We start from the raw sequence: 21652 nt of genomic DNA, 5'->3' as shown, positions 1-21652 counted from the left end.
GATTTTGAGCTATAAATTCCTGTAGTTCGCCGATGACTCCACCCACCGCAGGTATCTCTTGTTCTAAATACTGCTTTATCATTGTTCTGTTTTAGACTTGTATGCTCTCTCCGTATTATCTCTTATTTTTTTTCAAAAATCAAATATTATTCCTATATTTTCCCTGTTGTAGCAAGAAAATTTCTAAACCTTTTTGTTTATATCGCCAAAGTTCAGGAACTCCCAAAAGCTGATAGTTATCAAATTGAGTACGGGAGGTAATATCAATTTCGATAGCTAAATCTGGTGGTGGGTCTATATTTAAGTAAATATGATTTTTGCCAATTACAACGGCTTGATTTTGAATATAAAAACAAGCATCTGGTTCTACTGCTTGCCTCATTCGTTCATTTTTTAAAGTTGTAGAACCTAAAGGTTCAAAATCAATTTGGAGTTGGTCTAATAAAATTTTAACTAAATCACCAAGAAACTCTTTATCTTTTTCGTGTTCGGGTAGGGGAACCATAATCTCTAACCAGCCGTGACTATAAGAAATACGCGCTGCACGCTTTTCTCCCATTTCTTCTAGAATATTTTCTAACTGCTGCCAACTAATATCTTTAAGTAACATTTGTTGACCTGGTTTGACGATAATTTGTTGCAGTTCTAAAAGCATATCGCCTCAGAAATTTGGTTTGGCAATTATTATTCTCTTTCTTTAATAATATGACCAAAACTTAAAATCGAATTTACACACACCTCCTAACCCGTATTTCCGGTAAAATTAAGGTCTAAGGACTGTGGATTTGGAGAAACCAGGCGTGCCTACATTAGGTGTAAATATTGACCATATCGCTACCATCCGGCAAGCGCGGCAGACGGTGGAACCTGACCCTATAGCGGCGGCGGTGCTGGCAGAATTAGGGGGTGCAGATGGAATTACAGTACATTTACGGGAAGATAGAAGACATATTCAAGACAGGGATGTACGTATTTTACGGGAAACGGTGCGATCGCATCTCAATCTAGAAATGGCGGCTACAGATGAAATGTTAGCGATCGCACTCGACATCAAACCCGATTATGTAACTTTAGTACCCGAAAAACGGCAAGAAGTCACCACAGAAGGCGGTTTAGATATCGTCGGGCAAATTGCTAGAATAGGGGAGATAGTCGATAAATTGCAGAGCGCTGGCATTCCTGTGAGTCTATTTATCGACGCCGAACCAGCACAAATTCAAGCATCTGTCAATGTCCAGGCGAAATTTATCGAACTGCACACTGGGCAATATGCAGAAGCTAAAAATGAAACAAAACGCCAGCAAGAATTAGCGATATTAGCTGAAGGCTGTACACAAGCCATAAAAGCTGGATTGCGCGTCAATGCTGGTCATGGACTCACCTATTGGAATGTTTATCCTGTGGCTGCACTTCCAGGCATGGAAGAACTAAATATCGGCCATACCATCATCAGTCGAGCAGCATTAGTAGGTATAGAACGAGCAGTCCGAGAGATGAAACAAGCCATGTTGCTTCGCTCCCATTAAAAATTAAGAATTAAAAATTTTGCTTCATTTTTAATTTTTAATTGATCCTAGGGGGGTATTAGCTGCGAAATCCTCAAAACTTAGAGTTACATCTTGAATCTAAAACTCCTTCTATGACCTCAACACAGTCTAACAACCTTCCCCTTTGGGTACAGGATCGGGATCAGGTGATTGCAGAAAGTAGTGATGCCCAATGGCGCTATCAGACACCCCCAGATTATACCCGCTCTAAAGAAAATCTCGCCCAAGAAAGCACACAGAATCACCTAGAAGGTACACTAGAGGCGATCGTCCAAAACTTGGTGAGAACCTTCGAGATGGAGGTGTCCTTCAAAACCAACCCGCAGCAGTGGTTGTCAGTTGTCAATGACAAATTTCGTGTTAGTACCAACGGTGGAGTAGAATATACAGCAGCAGATGTATCAGCCCAAGGTACTTACAATTTATTCATGGCTGACTCAGAACATTACAAAGCTTCTGAAGAAAACTTTGAATCATCAGCAAAAATCTTTCAGTCCACATTTCCTCAAGGATTTCCTTGGGAAGTGCTAGAAGTTTATTCAGGCCCACCCAATGTAACATTCAAATGGCGGCACTGGGGACATTTTCAGGGTGCATACAAAGACCATGCACCGACTGGAGAAACAGTGGAAATTATTGGTATGAGTATTGCCCGCGTTACCGACGACTTAAAGATTGTTTCCTTGGAACACTACTTTGATAACACCCTGTTCTTAGATAAGCTGACGGCAGGTGGTAAACAGGTATTGGGTGAACACCAAAGTAATGCTTGTCCCTTCAGTTCTTGGTTCAAGGGATTCAAGAAAAGTTAGTTCTTCGGGGTACAGGATGCAGTACTGTACCCTATAAATTATTCATTAACCAACCACAGGACGAAGATGCAAACATACTATTACGTTTTGGCTAGTCAACAATTTCTCCTCCATGAAGAACCAATTCAGGAAGTGCTAAAGGAACGCACTCGTCACTACCACGAACAAGAAAAACAGATTGATTTTTGGTTGGTTAAGCAACCAGCCTTTTTGGAAGCTCCCCAGTTGGCAGAGGTAAAGGCCAAGTCTCCAAAACACTCTGTGGCAATTATTTCCACCAATTCCCAATTTATTACTTGGCTAAAACTGCGACTAGAATATGTAATCACTGGGGAATTTCAGGCTCCCTCGGAAACAATCCCTGATGCCTTGGCATCTCTAGCTACCGTTTCCTAATATACTATTAGGTTCTAAGTATCGCCCACAAAGTAGAGTTGAGGGATGGGGAAGTAGAGAAAAATATAGTTTAAATTTTCCCCAACTCCCCATCTATGATGAGGGGAACAAAAGATATTTTTATGAATCTCTTAAAAAAATAGAATTTATGTGTATAACGTTTGTGCAAAGATTTCCAACTTTACCAAGTACTTTAGCGTTAGCAATCGCCCCTTTGATTGGTGGCATCAGTCCTGTCTTTGCCCAACAAGCTATTCCCAGTTGTCAACCTCCAACCCCTGGGGAGTATGTTTTATTGGTTGTCAGCCCCACAGCAGATAATCAAAAGCAGTTGCGTAGCGCCTTACCACCTGAACTTAAACCTATAAACTGCAAATATCTCAACGAAACTGTGACGCGCATCGGCGGATTTAAAAAAATTGATGATGCCAATCGTTGGGCGAGGTATGTTAACAATATTGTTGGGTTGTCGGCGATTATTACCACTAAACCAACAGCGCCAGTAACAGCAATAGCACCAACAACAACATCTCAGACAATTAGCTATCGTCCCCAAGCTTTAGGAGAGGGTTATGCAGTGCTGGTGGACTATTTCAACCGTCCAGAACTGGCAAATACTGTGCAACAGGTGGTGGAAGGTAATGTGGGTTTTGCTTCCTATGGACAACGCCCTTACTTGTTGGCAGTTTATACAACTAACCAAAAAGAAGCATACAACACATTGCAAAAGCTGAATGAGCGCGGTTTTTTTGCCCTTTTAGTAGATAGTCGTAAAGTGATGTTGCTGCGTTCAACTGTGTCTTTAAAGTAGTTTTGTCATCTCTACTAAATAGCACTTTTTGCCTTTCCCTATTCGCTATGGCTGAGGTTTATCTAACTCAGCAAGAGATATTTTGACACAGGCACAAGCGCCCAGCCAATCACGTTCTGATAAATGACCAATCAAAACCGCATTGGCTGAAGGTGGAAGGGTAACAATAAAACTGCGGAAAACAGACGCAATTCGCAAACCGGCTGCTGACCAATCTTGAAGTATGTAGTCAGTAAGTCCTAATGCTGTTGTTTGAGTTGTAATTAATCCAATTATCACATCAGGACGGTTTGCGTGATAAATAGCGGATGACAAAACTACAGCCGGACGGCGTTTAATACCAGCGACACCCGGAAAATCAACTGTCACAACATCACCAGGATTAAATGTCACTCTGTTATTTCCTCACTTTCTGGAAATAGGTCAGCAGCATACTGTAAGGATAAGGAAGCTAGTTCAAGTTGGTCTTGTTCCGTCCAGCTATCACTTTCGTCAATGATAGATAGGTTTTGCTGGACTAAAGGATTTTCTAGTTCTTGTAGAATTAAAGTAGCAATTCTATCTTGCTCAAGTCCCGTAAGTTGCTTTACTCGTGCGATCGCTTGTTCAAGTAACTGAGTCATAGCTGTGATTCTGCTGTGAATAAGACTTGTTAACTATTGTACTGTTGTCTTTTGGTGCGATACCTGTGGTAAGCGGCGACAAATTGCGATAACGTTAGCGGTTCTCCCTTGGATGTAATACGCATTAGGGACACAGCATTGCTGTGTCCCTACGAATGGTCTATGTGGCACAGAATTCAACCCAATTCTGAAATGCGAAATAAAGCATCTGAGGCAATGTGCGCGATGCTTAACTAAGTTCGTAGAATTTCAATCAAGGTGTTTAGTCAAAACAGACAAAGAATGACTAATAAGCCGACCTAGCTAACCAATAAATAGTTACACCCAAAGCCGACCCAGCTATTACTTGAACTGGTGTATGTCCGAGCAATTCCTTGAGGCGGTCTTGGCTAAATTCATGCTTTTCATCAAACAATTCATCAATCATTTGGTTGAGGATACGAGCTTGTTTTCCGGCGGCTTGACGAACACCAGCGGCATCGTACATGACGATGATGGCAAAAACCGTAGCCAGAGCAAAGTCAGGAGAGGCCCAACCAATAGTTTGCCCCACACCAGCTGCAAGGGCTGTCACCAGGGCTGAGTGGGCGCTAGGCATCCCGCCGGTGGTGACTAAAACACGTACATTCAGTTTGCGATTTTTGACTATTTCAATTACGAGTTTCAATCCTTGAGCAATGAAACAAGCTACCAGAGCAACCAGCAGTACCCGGTTCTCTAGGATGTCGCCTATGTCCTGCATGGTATTTTGGTTAGGTTAATAAATATTAGCGACGGTGTTGTTTGAGGAACCATTTTAGATGCAACCCAAAGTCCAAAATTCAAAATTGGACTAATGATTGCGATTGATGATAAAGTGAGCGATCGCCTGGAGAGGAACCGCTTTTTCTGCAAATGGTGCTAATTCCGCACAAGCTGCCTCAACTAGCTGTGTAGCCCTAGAGCGTGATTCCTCAATTCCCCAAAGGCTGGGATAGGTTACTTTCTTGGCTGTTAAGTCTTTACCAGCGGTTTTGCCTAATTGCTCTTGGGTAGCAGTGATATCCAGGATATCATCAACAATTTGAAATGCCAGCCCAATATTTTGAGCGTAACGAGTCAGCCGTTGGATATCTTCAGATGATGCTCCGGCTAAAATTCCGCCACAAACCACGCAAGCTTCTAATAAGGCGGCTGTTTTGTGGTTATGAATGAAATTCAGGGTTTCTAGGGAAATATCTGACTTACCTTCCGATTCTAAATCCACCACTTGACCACCGACCAAGCCAGCAGCCCCCAAGGCTCTACCGAGGCGGACAACTACCTGCAAGACTTGCTCTCTAGGTACATTTTGGGGCGTTTCCAAAGCCACAAACTCAAAAGCGAAAGCCAACAAGCCATCCCCAGCCAAAATTGCAATATCTTCACCATAAACCTTGTGATTTGTCAACTTACCGCGACGGTAATCGTCGTTATCCATCGCTGGCAGGTCGTCGTGAATCAAAGACATGGTGTGAATCATCTCCAAGGCACAGGCTGTTGGCATGGCCATGTCGATGGTGCCGCCCATCATTTCACAGGTAGCAAGGCAGAGAATAGGGCGTATACGCTTACCTCCCGCTAATAGCGAGTAGCGCATGGCTTCATAAATCTTTTCTGGATAAACGACGGGAATCGATTGTTCCAAAGCAGTATCACAAAGCTTTTGTCGCTCTTTGAGATAGGCAGCGAGGTTTAACCCGGCTTGCTCTGGCGTCTTTTGAAGGTTATCCGTTGCTACCATGCTAAAATTCCTGAAATTTTTGGTTTTTTTTGCATATAAGTCACAATTTTACGGCGCTGTGGCTCAAAAACTCTCACCCAAGAGTGAGTAATCATCAATGATCAATAAGGAAGAAGGTTCGATGGCAATTTATTCTCTTGCTGCTCGCAAATAGCTAGAAACTGTATTTTGCAACAACATGGCCACAGTCATGGGGCCAACTCCGCCAGGAACTGGGGTGAGAAATGCTGCCACATCAGCAATTGCTTCCAAGTGGACATCGCCGACTAAACGACTTTTACCACTGGCATCGGTGACGCGATTCATTCCCACATCTACCACAACAGCACCCGGTTTCACCATGTCAGCAGTAATCAATCCTGGAAGACCTGCTGCTGCAATTAGAATATCAGCATTCTGGGTGATGGCTTTTAAATTGTGCGATCGCGAGTGAGCAATGGTAACAGTAGCATCAGCTGCCAATAACATCAACGCCATTGGTTTACCTACCAAGATACTGCGTCCCACCACCACTGCTTGTTTTCCTACCAGAGGAATTTTATATTCTGCCAACAGCTGCATCACACCAGCGGGGGTGCAACTGCGTAAACCTGCTTCTCCCCGGACTAATCGCCCCAAGTTAACCGGGTGCAGTCCATCGGCGTCTTTGTCGGGGTGAATTTGATGTAAGAGGGTGACAGCGTCTAAGTGTTTAGGCAAGGGTAACTGTACCAAAATGCCATCTACCCGTGGGTCGTGGTTGAGTGCCGCAATCACTTCTTCCAGTTCCCCCAGGCTGGTATTGGTGGGAAAATGCTTGCCAAAAGAGGCAATACCCACTTTAGCGCAGGCTTTTTCTTTATTGCGTACATAAGCGGCTGAGGCTGGGTTGTCACCAACCATCAGCACTGCTAAACCTGGGGGTCGGCCAATTTTGGCTTGTGATTCTGTAATGGCTACAGTAAGTTGATGATAGATTTTTTCGGCTAAGGCTTTGCCATCAAGTAGTTTGGCAGTTTGTGTTTCCATGAGAATTTCCAGCTATATTCGCCTTGAGTCGTTTCGGCAGTTGAGAGTGAATATATTAACTCTTGACCCTTGAGAGTTGACTGCGATCGCCTGGCCTTTTGTTGCCGTAGCGCTTCTTAAACAGCAAGACCATATTGTTTATCTTCTCAGATTAGCTGCGTCAACTGAAGGATAAAGGATCAAGACAAAACTTTTTTTTGGCCAGCACAACATAGTATGGATGGGAACTGACTTGAGAAAACTGGCGACAAGGCAAGCAATGATGCGAAAATTTGCTCAACCTGTAGCTTTTATGCAGCAAGCGATAAATTCTTCCCTAGTGTTCTTTTGGATGTCGAAGTTTGTTAAGAACCGCCTGGGATTGACCTTTTTGCTGGTGGTGGGACTTTGTAGTTGTGGTAACTCTGGCTTAAGTGGTGGCAAACTGGGAATTGGCACTAACGTCACGCCTATTCGGGCAATTAAACCACCACAAGACAATCAGTCTACAGTCTACATCCAAGGTAAGGTGTCTAAGCAAGCTCCTCTAATCAAGGAACAGTTGTATCAAATCGATGACACAACTGGCAAAATTTGGGTGGTTACCAAGCAAACTAATCTCCAAGAGGGGCAGCAAGTGGTATTTAAAGGTAAAGTGCGTTATAGAAGTATCCCCTTAGCTGGCAAAGAATTTGGGGAAGTTTACCTAGAAGAAGAGTAATGAATAATCAACTGGTGTATGTAGCGATCGCAATTCTCTACCAAGACAACAAATTTCTCATGCAACTGCGAGACAACGTCCCTGGTATTGCCTACCCAGGTTGCTGGGGACTGTTTGGTGGTCACATCGAAAAGGGTGAAAGTCCAAATGTGGCACTCAAGCGGGAACTTATCGAAGAAATAGGCTACGACTTACCGTCGTTTTCTGAATTCGGCTGTTATTCCGATAACAATATTTTCCGCCATGTTTTTCAAGCACCCCTATTGGTGGAAGTAAACCAACTGGTGCTCAATGAAGGCTGGGATATGGGTTTATTGACACCAGAAGATATTCACCGGGGTAGTTGTTATTCGCCAAAGGCTGGTGAAGTGCGACCATTGGGGGTAATACATCAGGAAATTATGCTGGATTTCATCGAGAAACACCATCAATCCTAATTGCTGGGTTAGTAGCAAAAAGAGGTTGGGCTGAAAATCGGTGTTTAGCATTTCTGGGGTTTTGTCTTATTGCTTCCCAGGGGGCGTTTCGCCATCCCTCAACCCAACCTACAATTATTTTGATCGCTGATGCTGGGTTTGCATTAATCCAGTATCTAGAAGTCGCAATCAACTAATAACTATAGTGGAGTCACCATCATGCAATCAGCAAACAAACTACCACGATGGTTAAGTATCGGATTAGCATTTCCCGTAGCCATTCTCAACGGTTGGCTACTACTCCAGGTTGTGCAGTACTTTCAACCCCAGGTAAGCATTTGTGCCGCAGCCATCCTCCTCGCTTTTGTCTTGAACTATCCCATCCACTTTCTTCAACAACGTGGGGTGCAGCGTGATTTGGCTATTGGGGGAGTTTTGCTGTCGGCTGTGGTAATTTTAGCGGCTGTAGGCATTACCTTGGTTCCCCTGATTATAGAGCAGCTTAACGAGCTAGCTAATATTTTACCGAGTTGGATTGAATCTGGCTCCCAACAACTCGATGCTTTTCAAAATTGGGCAGCAACACAACAGCTTCCTGTGAATTTAAGTGGTTTAGTTACTCAACTTTTAGACCGATTATCTAGTCAATTTCAGTCTTTTACTGGTAAAATACTCAGTTTCGCTTTCGATACCATCGGTGTTGTTGTCAACCTGCTACTGGCGGTGGTTCTGACTATTTATCTGGTATTAAATGGCGATCGCTTGTGGGATGGCATTTATCAATGGTTTCCTACCCATATTGGCACAAAAGTCCGGGAATTACTGCGAGAAGATTTTCATAATTATTTTATCGGTCAGGCAACATTGGGCGCTGTGTTGGGAGTGACGGTTATACTGGCGTTTTTGGCGCTACAAGTTCCTTTAGCACTGCTTTTTGGGATTGGGATTGGCTTATTCTCGCTTTTCCCCTTCGGTACGGGGATAGGAATTGCCATTGTGAGTCTGTTGGTAGCGTTGCAAAACTTTTGGCTAGGGGTAGAAGTTTTAGGTGTAGCAGTAGCCATTGACCAAGTTAATTCTAATATTATTGCCCCGCGTCTTCTGGGTAATTTAACTGGTCTAAATCCTGTTTGGGTGGTGATTTCTTTATTGATTGGTGCGAAGTTGGGCGGGGTTTTAGGTTTGTTAATTGCTATTCCTATTGCCAGTTTTATTAAGGATATAACTGATACTTTGCGGGCGGGGGAATTTAATCAGGAGTCGGCATCTATTGAGGTGGTGAGTGAGGTTGAAGGTTTAAGTTTAAACGCAGAGGTTCGCTAAGGTAAGCGCAGAGGTACGCGGAGGTTTTTTTGGATGAGGTTAAAGAGTTTAGTCAAATTTAGATGAGTAGCTAAATAGGGGGAGAAGATGGAAGGTAAAAGATTTATTCAGAAAATTAAATTACAAAATTTTCTTTCTTATGGAAGTGAGGGAGAAGAAATTGAATTGCAGCCGCTAAATGTGTTAATTGGTGCTAACACATCTGGTAAATCTAATTTAATTGAAGCAATTGCAATTTTACGAGAATTACCAAGATAAATTATATCTATTGAGTCCGCGAAGGCGGACTTTGTTTGTGTAGCCGCGATTTCTAATCGCCTGATATTAATTAAGTGTATTTAGTGAAAGTAAATTTTGGAGTTGGTCATGCTTAAGCAACTCATTCTAGAAAATTGGAAAAGCTTCCGTTATGCAGAACTTCCCCTAGACCCGTTAACGGTTCTCATTGGGACTAATGCAAGTGGTAAGTCTAATGTAGTTGAAGCCTTGGAATTTTTGCAAAGATTCGCTAGAGGAGAAAGTATTGAAGTAGCTTTAGCAGGAGATAAAATGCTTACACCTATTCGCGGTGGCGTAGAATGGGCTGCAAGAATGGGTGAAAATGAGTTTACAATAAAGGTACTGGTTTCAGGAGAAGATGATCAAACAGACTACCTTTACAACATTACATTACAAACAAAACCAGCTATTAATAATTTAACAGAAAAAATAACTATATACAACAATAAAGACAATGAATATTATCCTATTAAATTTGGGTTGTCAACTAATAAATTGTCTCTAAAAAGTTGCTTGATTAATCGCAGTACTCTTAATGGAATTTCTCTGGATTTTTTGGGAAATTGGGATCTTTTTGAGAAGATGACTGAGAAAGAATTGTATCAAACAAAAATAATTAAGGAAAATTGCCTAAATATAATTAATAATGTAATAGTGCCAACAATTCAAAATATTTTAATTCTAAATCCAGTCCCATCTAAAATGCGCGATTATTCACGTCTCTCTGACACCCTAGAAAGCGATGCTTCAAATATTGCAGGTGTACTAGCAGCATTACCCGACGAACAGAAAGCCGAAGCCGAAACAACTCTATCTGAATATATCAAAGATTTACCAGAAGGTGATATTAAAAAAGTATGGGCGGAAAAAGTAGGCAGATTTGGTACTGATGCCATGCTATATTGTCAGGAAGAATGGGAACCAGGACACATCACAGAAATTGATGCTAGAACTATGTCAGATGGAACCCTGCGATTTCTAGGAATACTCACCGCATTACTCACCCGCCCAGAAGGTAGTCAAATTGTAATTGAAGAAATAGATAATGGTTTACATCCTTCCCGTGCAGCTTTATTAGTGAAAATTTTAAAAGAAATTGGCACAAAAAGAAAAATTGATATTTTACTAACTACCCATAACCCAGCTTTGCTTGATGCATTAGGCCCCGAAATAGTCCCCTTTGTAGTTGTCGCACACCGCAACTCAGAAACCGGAGAAAGTAAACTTACCCTTTTAGAAGATATTGATAATTTTCCCAAGTTGTTTGCATCTTATTCCGTCGGTGAGATGACAACTAAAGGCGCAATTGAACGCAGCCTTTCTCATGGGGAGTAATTTAAAACATGAGAAAAGTTTTATTAATAGATACATCTTTATTGTGTGTCTGGTTAAAAGTTCCAGGTAAAGAAACTGCTGGTAATAATAAATGGGATTTTGAGCTTGTTAATGAGAAAATTATCACAGAAATTGAGAAAGGAACAACTTTAGTACTTCCATTAGCAACAGTTATTGAAACAGGTAATCATATTGCACAAGCTAAAACCACAAATTCAGATAGTAAAAGGACAACATCGGAAAGATTTGCCGAAATTATGATTTATGCTGCTGATGAAAAAAGTCCTTGGGCTGCTTTTCGTGAACAAATTGTACTTTGGGAAGCAGAAGGATTGAAAAAATTAGCAGATAAATTTCCCAATCAAGCTGTAGAAAAAACTTCTATGGGTGATGCCAGTATTGTGATATTAGGTTGGCATTATCACCAAAAAGGCTATCATGTAGAATTTCTGACTGATGATAAGGGCTTAAAATCTCAAGAACCACCCCAACCAACCCCACTCACTCGCCGCAGTAGTCGCAGAAAAACATAATCTCTCTCCTTCTCTTTCTTTGCGCCTCAGCGTCTGGAGCGTGACACCTCCTAATTTTACACCCGTCGCAGCGATCGCAGAAAAAAAAACTTTGAGCGATCGCATCCACGAACCCACAAAACGCTATCATCAGGATATTGTGGTTTCTCCGTGTGTAACATCCTAAGCATCTATGACCGCCTCCCCATCTGCAACCCAACCAACGGAACCCAATAACCCTAGTGCGCCTCACACCAACACCCAAATGGTAGACCGCAGCAAGCTGAGTAAGATGTACCAGCACTATGTAGAAATGAAGGATAAATATCCTAATTATTTGCTGCTGTATCGGGTGGGTGACTTTTTTGAAACATTTTTCCAAGACGCTGTAATTATCTCCAGAGAACTAGAACTGGTTCTCACCAGCAAACACGGCGGCGAAATTGGACGCGTCGCCATGACAGGTGTACCCCACCACGCATGGGAACGCTACACAACCCTGTTGGTGGAAAAAGGCTATGCTGTGGTGATTTGCGACCAAGTGGAAGACTCCGCTGATGCTATCGGTTTGGTCAAGCGTGAGGTAACGCGCATCCTCACCCCAGGGACTTTGCTAGAAGAGGGAATGCTGAAAGCAAGTCGCAATAATTACCTGGCGGCGGTGGTAATTGCCGCAAATCATTGGGGTTTAGCCTATGCAGATATCTCCACGGGGGAATATCTCACCTGTCAAGGTAGTGATTTAGAACATCTGACTCAGGAATTAATGCGGTTGCAGCCTTCAGAGGTGCTGTTTCCCACCAACGCCCCGGATTTAGGTAGTTTACTGCGTCCGGGGGAAACTTCGCCATCTCTTCCCCAATGTTTACCACCTTCATTTTGTTATAGCTTGCGATCGCAAATTCCTTTTTCCCAAGCAGAAGCTAGACCTAGATTATTACAAAAATTCAAAGTGCGATCGCTAGAAGGACTCGGTTGTGAACATCTCCCCCTCGCTGTTCGCGCCGCCGGAGGTCTTCTAGAATACCTGGAAGACACCCAAAAAGAAAACACAGTTGTTCTGCAAACCTTACGCACCTACACCATTACCGATTTTCTCATTGTTGACCAGCAAACCCGCCGTAACCTAGAAATCACCCAAACCGTCCGCGATAGCACTTTTCACGGTTCTCTGTTGTGGGCTTTAGATAGAACCAGCACAGCCATGGGTGGACGTGCTCTACGGCGATGGTTATTGCAACCCCTCCTGGATATTAAAGGCATTCGTTCCCGCCAAGATACCATCCAGGAATTGATAGAAAATACCCCCCTACGTCAAGATTTGCGCCAGTTGTTACGGCAAATTTACGACTTGGAACGGTTAACGGGAAGGGCGGGTTCTGGTACTGCAAATGCACGAGATTTGGTAGCTTTAGCTGATTCTCTCGCCCGTTTACCGCAACTATCCCGCTTAGTCGCTGATGCCCATTCCCCTTTTTTGAAAGCTTTGCAGAAGGTGCCAACGGTATTAGAAGAATTGGCACAAAAGTTACACCTCCACATCGTAGAATCACCACCCATACACCTCAAGGAAGGGGGGTTAATTCGTGCAGGAATCAATCCGCAGTTGGATGAGAGAAAGGCGACTGTGGAAGGGGATCAGCAATGGATTGCTAATTTAGAAGTTGATGAAAGAACGAGAACGGGAATTCCTAATTTGAAGGTGGGATTTAATAAAACTTTTGGTTATTACATTAGTATTAACCGGAGTAAGTCTGACTCTGTACCGACTAATTACATTCGCAAGCAAACTCTGACTAATGAGGAACGTTTCATCACCCCAGATTTGAAGGAACGGGAAGCGCGAATTCTCTCGGCGCGGGATGATTTAAATGAGTTGGAATATGAGATTTTTGCCACTTTGCGGGCTGAGGTGGCACAGGAAGCAGAGATAATTCGCAATCTTTCTCGCGCGGTGGCTGCGGCGGATGTGTTGTGCGGTTTGGCTGAGTTGGCGGTGCATCAAGGTTACTGTCGTCCGGAGATGGTTGTGGGGCGGGAGGTTGCAATTTTTGATGGGCGTCATCCGGTGGTGGAACAGTCTTTACCTGCTGGGTTTTTTGTGCCGAATTCTACGGGGTTGGGTGGAGAAACGAACCGCGTTCGCGAAGCGTCTCGAAGAGAAGACGCCAAGGACGCCAAGGAGGAGGAAGAGAAGCCTGATTTGGTGATTTTGACGGGGCCGAATGCGAGTGGTAAGAGTTGTTATTTAAGGCAGGTGGGGTTGATTCAGTTGATGGCGCAAATTGGTAGTTTTGTGCCGGCACGGTTGGCGAATTTGGGAGTGTGCGATCGCATTTTTACTCGTGTGGGGGCGGTAGATGACTTAGCCACTGGTCAATCTACTTTTATGGTGGAAATGAATGAAACGGCAAATATTCTTAATCATGCCACTTCTCGGTCGTTGGTGTTGTTAGATGAAATTGGTCGGGGGACGGCAACTTTTGATGGTTTGTCTATCGCTTGGGCGGTGGCAGAATATTTGGCGGTTGATATTCGGTCGCGGACAATTTTTGCTACGCACTATCATGAGTTAAATGAGTTAGCGAGTATTTTGCCAAATGTGGCTAATTATCAAGTGACGGTGAAGGAGTTACCTGACCAAATTATCTTTTTGCACCAAGTTCAACCAGGAGGTGCTGATAAGTCTTACGGTATTGAGGCGGGAAGGTTGGCGGGTTTACCTGCGGTGGTAATTAAACGGGCAAAACAGGTGATGGGACAAATTGAACAACACAGTAAAATTGCCATGGGTTTGCAAAATTTGGAATAGTCAATTGATTATTTGAAAATTGAAATAACTCGAATACCTGTAACTCGGTGCATAGGTTTTGTTTGTTTCTCAGTTGTCACAAATTCCTCTGCACCAACTGACAATGCAGCCGCCAGATGCAGGGCGTCCATTGCCGCTAAACCATACTGACAACCAATTTTATAGGCATCTTCCACAATCTGTTCTAAATCATTAGCCCAGTAAGTGACAGCACTAAAAAAAGCTTCGTAAAATTCGGCTTCGGTGGTTTGTCGGTTATAAATGGCCTTGGGAAGCACTTCTAATTTAACAAAATCGCTGGCAGCAAACTCACGTTCAGAATCTTCTAAAATAGATAATGCTTTTTCTGACATTTCCCCTACACCACGCGCCGCTGTAACTAGTACGCCAGCATCAATAAAGGTTATCTTCATTCCGTAAATTCCTGTAACCCACCTCGACGGCTAGTAATTTCTTTTTCAATATCATCTTGAGTTAGCAAAGGCGCACCAGAAGCAACTATTTTAGTACGAAGTTGCCGCAAACGTTCTCCCAGCGGAGTTTTCGTTTTTTGGGTTAGTGGATGATCTATGGTCTTAAAGTGGAGAAATTCTACAAAATCTATAACTTCCTGCTGTTTGTCTTTTGGTAATTCCCGCCACTTTTCTAACAACTCATTTTCTGCGCTCATCACTATTTTACCGACTCAATTATTTTATTAATAGCTTTCTCTATTGTCTACCTGTGAACTAGTAATTTCCACCCTTCGGCTAGTAGTTTCCAGCTTTAGGCTCGGAATTTCAAGTTCTGAGCTAGTAGTTTCGGGTTCTGAGGTGGAAGCGTGGAGTGGCTATTGAAAATTTTCTGTAGTTGCTGGTAGAGAATTGCGCGTCACCGCCAAAATACCCAATGTCCTAACCAGCCTAAAACTAAACCGATTCCCGAAGTTATAGCCATTGTAATAAATGTGTTGAACTTGCTGAAATGCTTATCCAATCTCTTTCCAACTTCAGTGATAGTAAAAGATCCGACAAACATGATAGACGTAGCCGAAGCTCCAGCCCCAGAACCAATCAAAGCCCCACCTCTAGAACCAACCAAAGCCCCTCCTCCAGCCCCAACCAAAGCACCTCCCGCAAATAAAACCCCAGTAATAAATAAATTATTAAATACTCTGTCATCTTGTGAGTTAAGTATCAAAAATAGAGCAACACTCAAAACCCCTACTAAAACCATAGCTATAGCCCAATTCCCATCCCCAACCCAAGTCATCGCTACAGTCGCACCCACAGCCCCAGCCCCAGCCCAAGTCCCAGCCCAAGCCCCAGCCCCAGCCCCAAACCAAGCCCAAGCCCAAGCCCAAGCCCAAGCCCCAAACAAAACCGAAGTGATAGATATGGCTCCAGCCCAATCACCAGCCATTGTCATACCTACAGCGACAGCTACTGTAACAAGGATAGCCACAATCATACTCACTGATACAGCCACCTTTTCAGCCCAGGTTTCCTTAGTTAAAAACCAAATTAGAGAGAAAGATATCATCACAGCTAAAGCCCCACCTATGGCTGGTGGTTCGGGCGGTTTATTGGGCATTGCTAACAAAAAACCTATCCCAGCATAAAGCAGAATATATCCTGTCAACGCTAACCAAGGAATCGGTGGCTTAACTACCTGCGATTTGACAGGCTGCAAAGCTTTCAGTAGCTTGAGCCATGCTTGCTTCAGAATTGGTGGCTTAACTACCTGCGACACCTCCAACAACTTCAGCAACGCTTCCATAGTCTGCGGACGGTTTTTCGCTTCCAACGCCATCCCCTTGAGAATTGCTTGATTCAACTTATCGCTGATGCTGGGAAAAATTTCCTTCGGTGGAATTAGACGAACAGCATATAACTTCCGGTCTAAGGAAGTAGGCGGTTTTTGACCAGTGACAGCAAAATAGAGAGTAGCAGTTAGACAGTAGACATCAACTGTAGGATTGCGATCGCCACTCATCTGCTCATAAGGCGCAAATCTCTGGTTTCCAGGATTCATTGAGCTAACTGTAGTAGGAACCAACTCACCCGCAATCCCAAAATCAATTAATATTGCTTTGCCATTAGGCCGCAACATAATATTTCCAGGGTGAGCATCTCGATGCACCAACCCTGCTTGATGTACCACTGTCAATGCTTCCCCAATTTGGCGAAAACATTCCAAAACTTCTGCTTCTGGCAATGCTCCCTGGCGCTTGACTATACCAAATAAGTTTTCCCCGGCGATGTAATCCATCACCAAACAGTGAATTTCACCTTCCTGAAACAGGTCAATCACTCCGACAATATGGGGATGGGGGTCTTGAGACAGACGTGCTAATATCTGTCCTTCATTGATAAAACGCTCTACATATTTGTCATAATCTGGATCTCGGCTGAGAAATTCGTTAGGGGTTTTAATTACTACCTGTTGCCATAGCCGGAGGTGCAGCGCTTTGTAGGTAATGCCAAAACAACCCTGTCCCAAGACCTCCTCAATCCGATATTTACCATTTTGTAGTTGTTGCCCTGCTGCCCAGACCATGTATGTTTTCTGGTGATTTTACTGATGAGGGTGATGTAGCTATAATCATACCCTAAATAACCTAAGCCAAGGCGAATGGAATTCGCGGCTACACAAACGAAGTCCACCTATGCCTACGGCACGCTACGCGAACGTGGACTAAGGAAAAATTAAGGGTTTGAAACCCACGGAGGTGGGTTTTGCCTGTGTAGATGCGGTTTCCAACCGCCCTTTTAACTAAGGAAAAATTGCGGGTTTGAAACCCACGAAGGTGGGTTTTGCCTGTGTAGACGCGGTTTCTAACCGCCCTTTTAACTAAGGAAAAATTGCGGGTTTGAAACCCACGAAGGTGGGTTTTGCCTGTGTAGACGCGGTTTCTAACCGCCCTTTTAACTATGGTTTTTGGGTAACTGCTGGACTGGGTGTAATCGCTGGGGGATTATCAGGAGACGGTTTTTGGGTAACTGCTGGACTAGGTGTTATCGCTGGGGGATTATCAGGAGACGGTTTGAATATACCAATCCAGGCTGGTATACCTACCAAAAGTGTAACTATTACCCCTGCGGCTGTCCAAATTACTGACCAATTGATTTTTGGCTCTGATTTCGCGGGAGAAGTATCTGGTGCTGCATTTGCACTGGTTAATCCCAATGCATCTAGCCATTCGCGCACAGATTGGGGACGTTTTTTCGCGTCTAATTTCATTCCTTCAAGAATTTGGCGATTTGTGCGATCGCTAATTTGCGAATTCAGTTTTTTAGGATTTACAAAAGGTTTTTTATCTAGTTTGCGCTTAATGGCACTCACAGGAATTTTTCCAGTCAGCAAAACGTAGAGGGTAGCCGCTAAGGAATAGATATCAGTATAAGCTCCTGTGGGTTGACCTTGTTGGGAATATAACTCTAGGGGGGTAAATCCCTCAGAAGTTTCTCTGGTGCGTGCTGTGGTGAGGGTATGGTCAAAATCCAGCGCTAAACTAAAATCAATCAAAACCGCTTCTGGCTTACCATCCCGCACTCTAAGCATAATATTTTCTGGTCTGATATCTCGATGAATCAATTGATTTTCGTGAACCAGAATCAGCGCTTCACCGATTTGCTGAATATATGTCAGCGCTTGTGACTCAGACAACACTTGTTTATTGCGATCGCCTAAACTGATGCCATCAATATATTCCATTGCTAGACACCAGTGGGAATCTTGCTTAAATGGTGCTTCGACGGACACTATATGAGGATGTCGAAACCGAGCCAGTTTCACGGCTTCTTGCAAAAACATCGACTCCAGTCTGTCCCGTTCTTGTGGTGTTAGGGGAGCATATTCAGAATTAGCTAGATTTTGAACAAAATCTAACTATCAACCGCGATCGCGCTGTAAATCATAAATCACTTTTTGCACATACCACTCCTCAGACATTCCCGGATTAAATTCCCGCTGCTGCTGAATTAGTCTTTGGGCAATTTCCCAGTGTCCCCCCACCATGCTCAATAATCGCTGACGTAGGGTGTTATACGTTGCTTTGGTGGACTCTGGGCTAGATGACTGAATTTTGTTGAGGCTATTTAATACTTGTTGGTAATTATCCCAATCTTCTTGTTGACAAAATATACTTGCTGCCTTTTGAAAATCAGCGATCGCCTTTTGCAGTTCTTCTAAAAAAGTATAGGCAATGCCGCGATTGTAGTAAGCTTGGGCATCATCAACCTTAATTTGCAATGCTTGAGAGTAGTCTTGAATCGCCCGGAGATAGTCCCCCATTGCCCGATAGACGTTCCCTCTGGCAACATAGACTAAGGTATCTTGGGGTTGAATCTGGATGGCTTGATTCAAATCTGCGATCGCCCCAAAATGATCACCTAACTGCGAACGAGCTTTTCCGCGGTTACGATAGACAATCCCATCGATAAAATTTAATTGTAGTGCTTGGTTAAAATCGGCGATCGCCTCCCGATAATTCCCCATTTTGCAACGCACCACCCCGCGACAGCAATAAGCTTGGGCATCTTGGGGATCAGCTTGCAATACCCAGTTTAAATCAGCGATCGCTTCTCGTGTATCACCCTTTTCAGCCTTGTCTAATAATTGCGTGAAATAATCCCCTGTGGTTCCAATAGTTCCAGGTGTAGCTGTTGTTGGCGTTGGTGCTGTTTTCTCTGGTGGTTGTAGCTGTTTAATATTTTCCAAACACAGGCGACAATTTTCTTTATCCTTTTGTTCTAGATATAATTCTGCGGCTTTTTTAAAATTAGCGATCGCATCTTGAATATATCCCTCTTTCCGCCGCACTATGCCCCGCAAACTATAAGCAGCTGCATAATTAAGATTTAGCTTAATGGCTTTATCCACATCTTCCAGCGCCCCCGGCAGATTTTTCAGCCCCACCCTTGCTAAAGCGCGACAATAATAAGCTTCCACATTTTGGGAATCCAGCTTTAAAGCTTCGGTATAATCAGAAACAGCCTGAAGAATTACCCCTGAATTATAATAAGCCAAACCTCTTTGTAGATAAGCTGCGCCCAAGTAAGGATTTACCCGTAAAGCCTGGTTAAAGTCCTCAATTGCCCCAGCATAATCTTTTTGTTTAGCTTTTTCCAATCCCTGATTGTAAAATTCGTCATTCATATAGCCATCCTACTAAATGAGTTATAAACAAGGTATATATAGCAATCCTATTTGATTTGTGAACATAAAGTGAGTCAGATACCCGACTTCTTAGAGAAGTCGGGTATCTTGTGAGGAATATCTTATAAATTCTTAATCTGAAAGTAGGCTAGGAGAAGTCAAAACAAATACATCTCTAATTCCCTGTCCGTCAGTCTGCGGTTTAATGGGAGTGGTAAAATGGAAAAAATCATGGTCATTCACTAAAAGCAGTTCTCCCGGATGGAGGATTTTGTTAAAAACTGGCTTTTCTTTTTTGGCATTATATAAGTGTGTTTCTCCACCTTGAATATTATCTCTATCAACAGAGAAAATCCCGATAAAATCAGTACCATCTTGGTGAATGCCTTCAGGTGCAGGATTTCCTAAATTAGTTAGTGAACAGGTAGTTCTGATTTGGTGAACTCCGATTTCTGCTTCAGGGTGAAGTTTACAAGAATCACTAAATGCCAAAACAAGATGTTTAAAAATATCCAGTTGTATGATGGCATCATCTAATTCGGCAAACTCTCGTTTTATATCACCCACTAATGGATTATAGTCTTTGCTTTGAAAAAGATAGCCATGAGGTAATTTAATCAAATTATCTCCAGACACCATAAACCGAGATAATCTTCTAAAGCGATATTTACCTTTGACATAAGGATCAATCGGCAAATCATTAAAAAATGGCTTAAATCCTGCGGAATTGATTGAATTTACCTTTCTCAAGGTGAAGAGAAAAGCATATTCTAATTCTGTGGCAACTGATACTTTTTGCATAGAGTTTACCCCCTAGCATTTTGAAATCCTCCCAAATTTTTCTTTAAGGGAGGCTGATAAAAGCTAATATAAGCTATTTTTATAAAAATGTCGCTTATTTAACTGCAAAAGTTACCAAACTATGATATAGGAAGAAAAGGAAATAAGATCACAAAGTTATCGGTTGGCTCTCTTGGCTCGCTTTTGTTGATACATCTGGATATCAGCCAGAGTAATCAAATCATCTAGTGAAATCGGCTCTTTCGGGTCATAGGACTGAACACCAATACTCATGGACATCTGAAATGGCTGCTGCTGAGTCTGGTTAAATTGGTCGATAGCGGCTTGCAGTCGCTCCTGTATTGCCTCAGAATTGGGGTCATTACCCTGCATCAGCACTACAAATTCATCACCCCCCAGTCGGGCCATGGTGTCAGAATTACGGAAAGTTTCCTTGAGCAAGTTTGCAGCAGCAACAATGGCTGCATCTCCGATTTCGTGCCCTAGAGTGTCGTTGATAGTCTTGAGTCCATCCAGGTCGATAAACAGCAGATTGGTGAGGGTATATGATCGATAGGCTAACTTTAGCTGCTGGTCAGCTAATAGGAAAAAGCCACGCCGATTGTGCAGTCCGGTCAGTTCGTCGGTGAGGGAAAGACGACGGACTTCGGCTTCGGCGGCTTCCCGTTCGTGAATTTCTTGTTTTAGGTGGAAGTTGGCGGCGTTTAAGGCAGCGGTGCGATCGCACACTCTCTGCTCTAATTCAGAATACACCTGCACATTCTCCATCGCCACCGCTGTGGTATCAGCCAGCGCTTGCAACAGCTTCACTTCTTCCATTGTCGGTTGATGGTGCTTTGCCCAATAAGTGCCGATAGCGCCAATTGGGTCTAGGGTGCGGATGGGCACCATCACCATGCTGTTAACGAAGGTGGGCTTGTAGGCAGCATAGGGAACCCGCTCATCAACAAATACATCATCAATAATGGCAGGTTGACGGTTGAGCATTGCCCAGCCACCGATGCAGATATCCATGGGAAATCGTTGACCTTTCCACAAAGGTGCGATCGCATTCTCATCGGCATAATAGCAATAACCATTGTCCCGCAGTACAAAACTAGCACCATCTGACCCAGTTAATTCCCGCGCCACCACCCGCACAATTTCCATAATTCGTTCCAAACTGCGGGCTAAAGACAAATCTTGAAGCGCTAGCAACAGACGTTCCATTTCCTGTAGATAGTGCTGAATGCCAATATCTTGCGAATCCACCAGCAGCTTGCAATAAAGTGGTGAGTCGATTCCTTTGCTCATATCATCCCCCTAAAGCAATATATTTAATATTCCCTTTAAAAATTAGGACTATAGAGCTACTTTAAGTAATGTAATAAATTGCA

At 43.3% G+C, this 21652-nt stretch carries 24 protein-coding genes and 1 pseudogene; 12 read left to right on the top strand and 13 right to left on the bottom strand.

The features are described 5' to 3' along the window. Positions 1–154 precede the first annotated feature (154 nt). Positions 155–655 (bottom strand): annotated as a pseudogene (locus H6G32_RS21260) (Uma2 family endonuclease); the annotation flags it as partial. Between the two features lie 145 nt (positions 656–800). On the opposite strand from H6G32_RS21260, the gene H6G32_RS21255 reads away from it, so the two are divergent. The 4 genes from H6G32_RS21255 to H6G32_RS21240 all read left to right on the top strand — a co-directional run bounded on the left by H6G32_RS21255 (position 801) and on the right by H6G32_RS21240 (position 3566). Continuing rightward, the gene (locus H6G32_RS21255; RefSeq protein ID WP_190461858.1) at positions 801–1526 is read left to right on the top strand and encodes a pyridoxine 5'-phosphate synthase; all 726 of its coding nucleotides are present in this window, start codon (positions 801–803) and stop codon (positions 1524–1526) included. A 113-nt stretch (positions 1527–1639) separates the two neighbouring features. Beyond that, the gene (locus H6G32_RS21250) at positions 1640–2359 is read left to right on the top strand and encodes a SnoaL-like polyketide cyclase (RefSeq protein ID WP_190461856.1); all 720 of its coding nucleotides are present in this window, start codon (positions 1640–1642) and stop codon (positions 2357–2359) included. A gap of 66 nt (positions 2360–2425) precedes the next feature. After that, positions 2426–2755, top strand: coding sequence for an MgPME-cyclase complex family protein (locus tag H6G32_RS21245; protein WP_190461854.1), 330 nt, complete (start codon positions 2426–2428; stop codon positions 2753–2755). Positions 2756–2903: 148 nt separating this feature from the next. Then, entirely contained in the window at positions 2904–3566 is a 663-nt protein-coding gene (locus tag H6G32_RS21240; protein ID WP_190461852.1) for a hypothetical protein, read from the top strand. Positions 3567–3611: 45 nt separating this feature from the next. On the opposite strand, the gene H6G32_RS21235 is transcribed toward H6G32_RS21240, so the two are convergent. The 5 genes from H6G32_RS21235 to folD all read right to left on the bottom strand — a co-directional run bounded on the left by H6G32_RS21235 (position 3612) and on the right by folD (position 6959). Next, positions 3612–3959: a type II toxin-antitoxin system PemK/MazF family toxin gene (locus H6G32_RS21235; protein WP_190461850.1), complete on the bottom strand. Its 348-nt coding sequence runs from the start codon at positions 3957–3959 to the stop codon at positions 3612–3614. Continuing rightward, positions 3956–4189, bottom strand: coding sequence for a hypothetical protein (locus tag H6G32_RS21230; RefSeq protein ID WP_190461848.1), 234 nt, complete (start codon positions 4187–4189; stop codon positions 3956–3958). Before H6G32_RS21230 ends, H6G32_RS21235 begins: the two co-directional genes overlap by 4 nt. A gap of 286 nt (positions 4190–4475) precedes the next feature. Further along, the gene (locus tag H6G32_RS21225; RefSeq protein WP_190461846.1) at positions 4476–4931 is read right to left on the bottom strand and encodes a divergent PAP2 family protein; all 456 of its coding nucleotides are present in this window, start codon (positions 4929–4931) and stop codon (positions 4476–4478) included. Positions 4932–5021: 90 nt separating this feature from the next. Further along, on the bottom strand, positions 5022–5951 hold the full coding sequence (gene crtE / locus H6G32_RS21220; RefSeq protein ID WP_190461844.1) for a geranylgeranyl diphosphate synthase CrtE: 930 nt from the start codon (positions 5949–5951) through the stop codon (positions 5022–5024). Between the two features lie 129 nt (positions 5952–6080). Further along, positions 6081–6959 (bottom strand): bifunctional methylenetetrahydrofolate dehydrogenase/methenyltetrahydrofolate cyclohydrolase FolD, encoded by an 879-nt coding sequence (gene folD, locus H6G32_RS21215; protein ID WP_190461841.1) that lies wholly within the window; start codon positions 6957–6959, stop codon positions 6081–6083. A 220-nt stretch (positions 6960–7179) separates the two neighbouring features. Between folD and H6G32_RS21210 the strand changes: the two genes are divergently transcribed. The 8 genes from H6G32_RS21210 to mutS all read left to right on the top strand — a co-directional run bounded on the left by H6G32_RS21210 (position 7180) and on the right by mutS (position 14336). Next, the gene (locus tag H6G32_RS21210; RefSeq protein WP_190461840.1) at positions 7180–7659 is read left to right on the top strand and encodes a hypothetical protein; all 480 of its coding nucleotides are present in this window, start codon (positions 7180–7182) and stop codon (positions 7657–7659) included. After that, positions 7659–8096 (top strand): NUDIX hydrolase, encoded by a 438-nt coding sequence (locus H6G32_RS21205; RefSeq protein WP_190461838.1) that lies wholly within the window; start codon positions 7659–7661, stop codon positions 8094–8096. Before H6G32_RS21210 ends, H6G32_RS21205 begins: the two co-directional genes overlap by 1 nt. Before the next feature lie 258 nt (positions 8097–8354). Continuing rightward, a complete protein-coding gene (locus tag H6G32_RS21200) occupies positions 8355–9398 on the top strand; it encodes an AI-2E family transporter (RefSeq protein ID WP_375539814.1) in 1044 nt (347 codons plus the stop codon). A gap of 87 nt (positions 9399–9485) precedes the next feature. Continuing rightward, positions 9486–9656 (top strand): AAA family ATPase, encoded by a 171-nt coding sequence (locus H6G32_RS21195; protein ID WP_242046670.1) that lies wholly within the window; start codon positions 9486–9488, stop codon positions 9654–9656. Between the two features lie 108 nt (positions 9657–9764). Then, complete coding sequence (locus H6G32_RS21190) at positions 9765–11012, top strand: AAA family ATPase (protein WP_190461833.1); 1248 nt, start codon at positions 9765–9767, stop codon at positions 11010–11012. Positions 11013–11020: 8 nt separating this feature from the next. Then, on the top strand, positions 11021–11545 hold the full coding sequence (locus tag H6G32_RS21185; protein WP_190461831.1) for a hypothetical protein: 525 nt from the start codon (positions 11021–11023) through the stop codon (positions 11543–11545). 40 nt (positions 11546–11585) lie between these two features. After that, the gene (locus tag H6G32_RS27160) at positions 11586–11711 is read left to right on the top strand and encodes a hypothetical protein (RefSeq protein ID WP_255502592.1); all 126 of its coding nucleotides are present in this window, start codon (positions 11586–11588) and stop codon (positions 11709–11711) included. A 6-nt stretch (positions 11712–11717) separates the two neighbouring features. Beyond that, on the top strand, positions 11718–14336 hold the full coding sequence (mutS, locus tag H6G32_RS21180; RefSeq protein ID WP_190461830.1) for a DNA mismatch repair protein MutS: 2619 nt from the start codon (positions 11718–11720) through the stop codon (positions 14334–14336). 8 nt (positions 14337–14344) lie between these two features. On the opposite strand, the gene H6G32_RS21175 is transcribed toward mutS, so the two are convergent. The 7 genes from H6G32_RS21175 to H6G32_RS21145 form a co-directional block, all read right to left on the bottom strand. Beyond that, positions 14345–14749: a type II toxin-antitoxin system VapC family toxin gene (locus H6G32_RS21175; protein ID WP_190461827.1), complete on the bottom strand. Its 405-nt coding sequence runs from the start codon at positions 14747–14749 to the stop codon at positions 14345–14347. After that, positions 14746–15006, bottom strand: a complete 261-nt coding sequence (locus H6G32_RS21170; RefSeq protein ID WP_190461826.1) for a DUF2281 domain-containing protein — start codon at positions 15004–15006, stop codon at positions 14746–14748. Before H6G32_RS21170 ends, H6G32_RS21175 begins: the two co-directional genes overlap by 4 nt. A 200-nt stretch (positions 15007–15206) precedes the next feature. Next, the gene (locus H6G32_RS21165) at positions 15207–16874 is read right to left on the bottom strand and encodes a serine/threonine protein kinase (RefSeq protein WP_190461823.1); all 1668 of its coding nucleotides are present in this window, start codon (positions 16872–16874) and stop codon (positions 15207–15209) included. A 372-nt stretch (positions 16875–17246) separates the two neighbouring features. After that, positions 17247–18140 carry a serine/threonine protein kinase gene (locus H6G32_RS21160; RefSeq protein WP_255502593.1) on the bottom strand — a complete coding sequence of 298 codons (894 nt, stop codon included), beginning with the start codon at positions 18138–18140 and terminating at the stop codon, positions 17247–17249. A gap of 69 nt (positions 18141–18209) precedes the next feature. Then, positions 18210–19475: a tetratricopeptide repeat protein gene (locus H6G32_RS21155; protein ID WP_190461821.1), complete on the bottom strand. Its 1266-nt coding sequence runs from the start codon at positions 19473–19475 to the stop codon at positions 18210–18212. A gap of 132 nt (positions 19476–19607) precedes the next feature. Beyond that, entirely contained in the window at positions 19608–20276 is a 669-nt protein-coding gene (locus H6G32_RS21150; RefSeq protein ID WP_190461819.1) for a 2OG-Fe dioxygenase family protein, read from the bottom strand. Between the two features lie 156 nt (positions 20277–20432). Further along, complete coding sequence (locus H6G32_RS21145; protein WP_190461817.1) at positions 20433–21569, bottom strand: sensor domain-containing diguanylate cyclase; 1137 nt, start codon at positions 21567–21569, stop codon at positions 20433–20435. Between the last annotated feature and the right edge of the window lie 83 nt (positions 21570–21652).

The sequence above is a fragment of the Cylindrospermum sp. FACHB-282 genome (assembly GCF_014697195.1).
Classification (GTDB): Bacteria; Cyanobacteriota; Cyanobacteriia; order Cyanobacteriales; family Nostocaceae; genus Cylindrospermum.
Note: the sequence above shows the minus strand (reverse complement) of the source record. Positions and strands in the feature narration are given on the sequence as shown.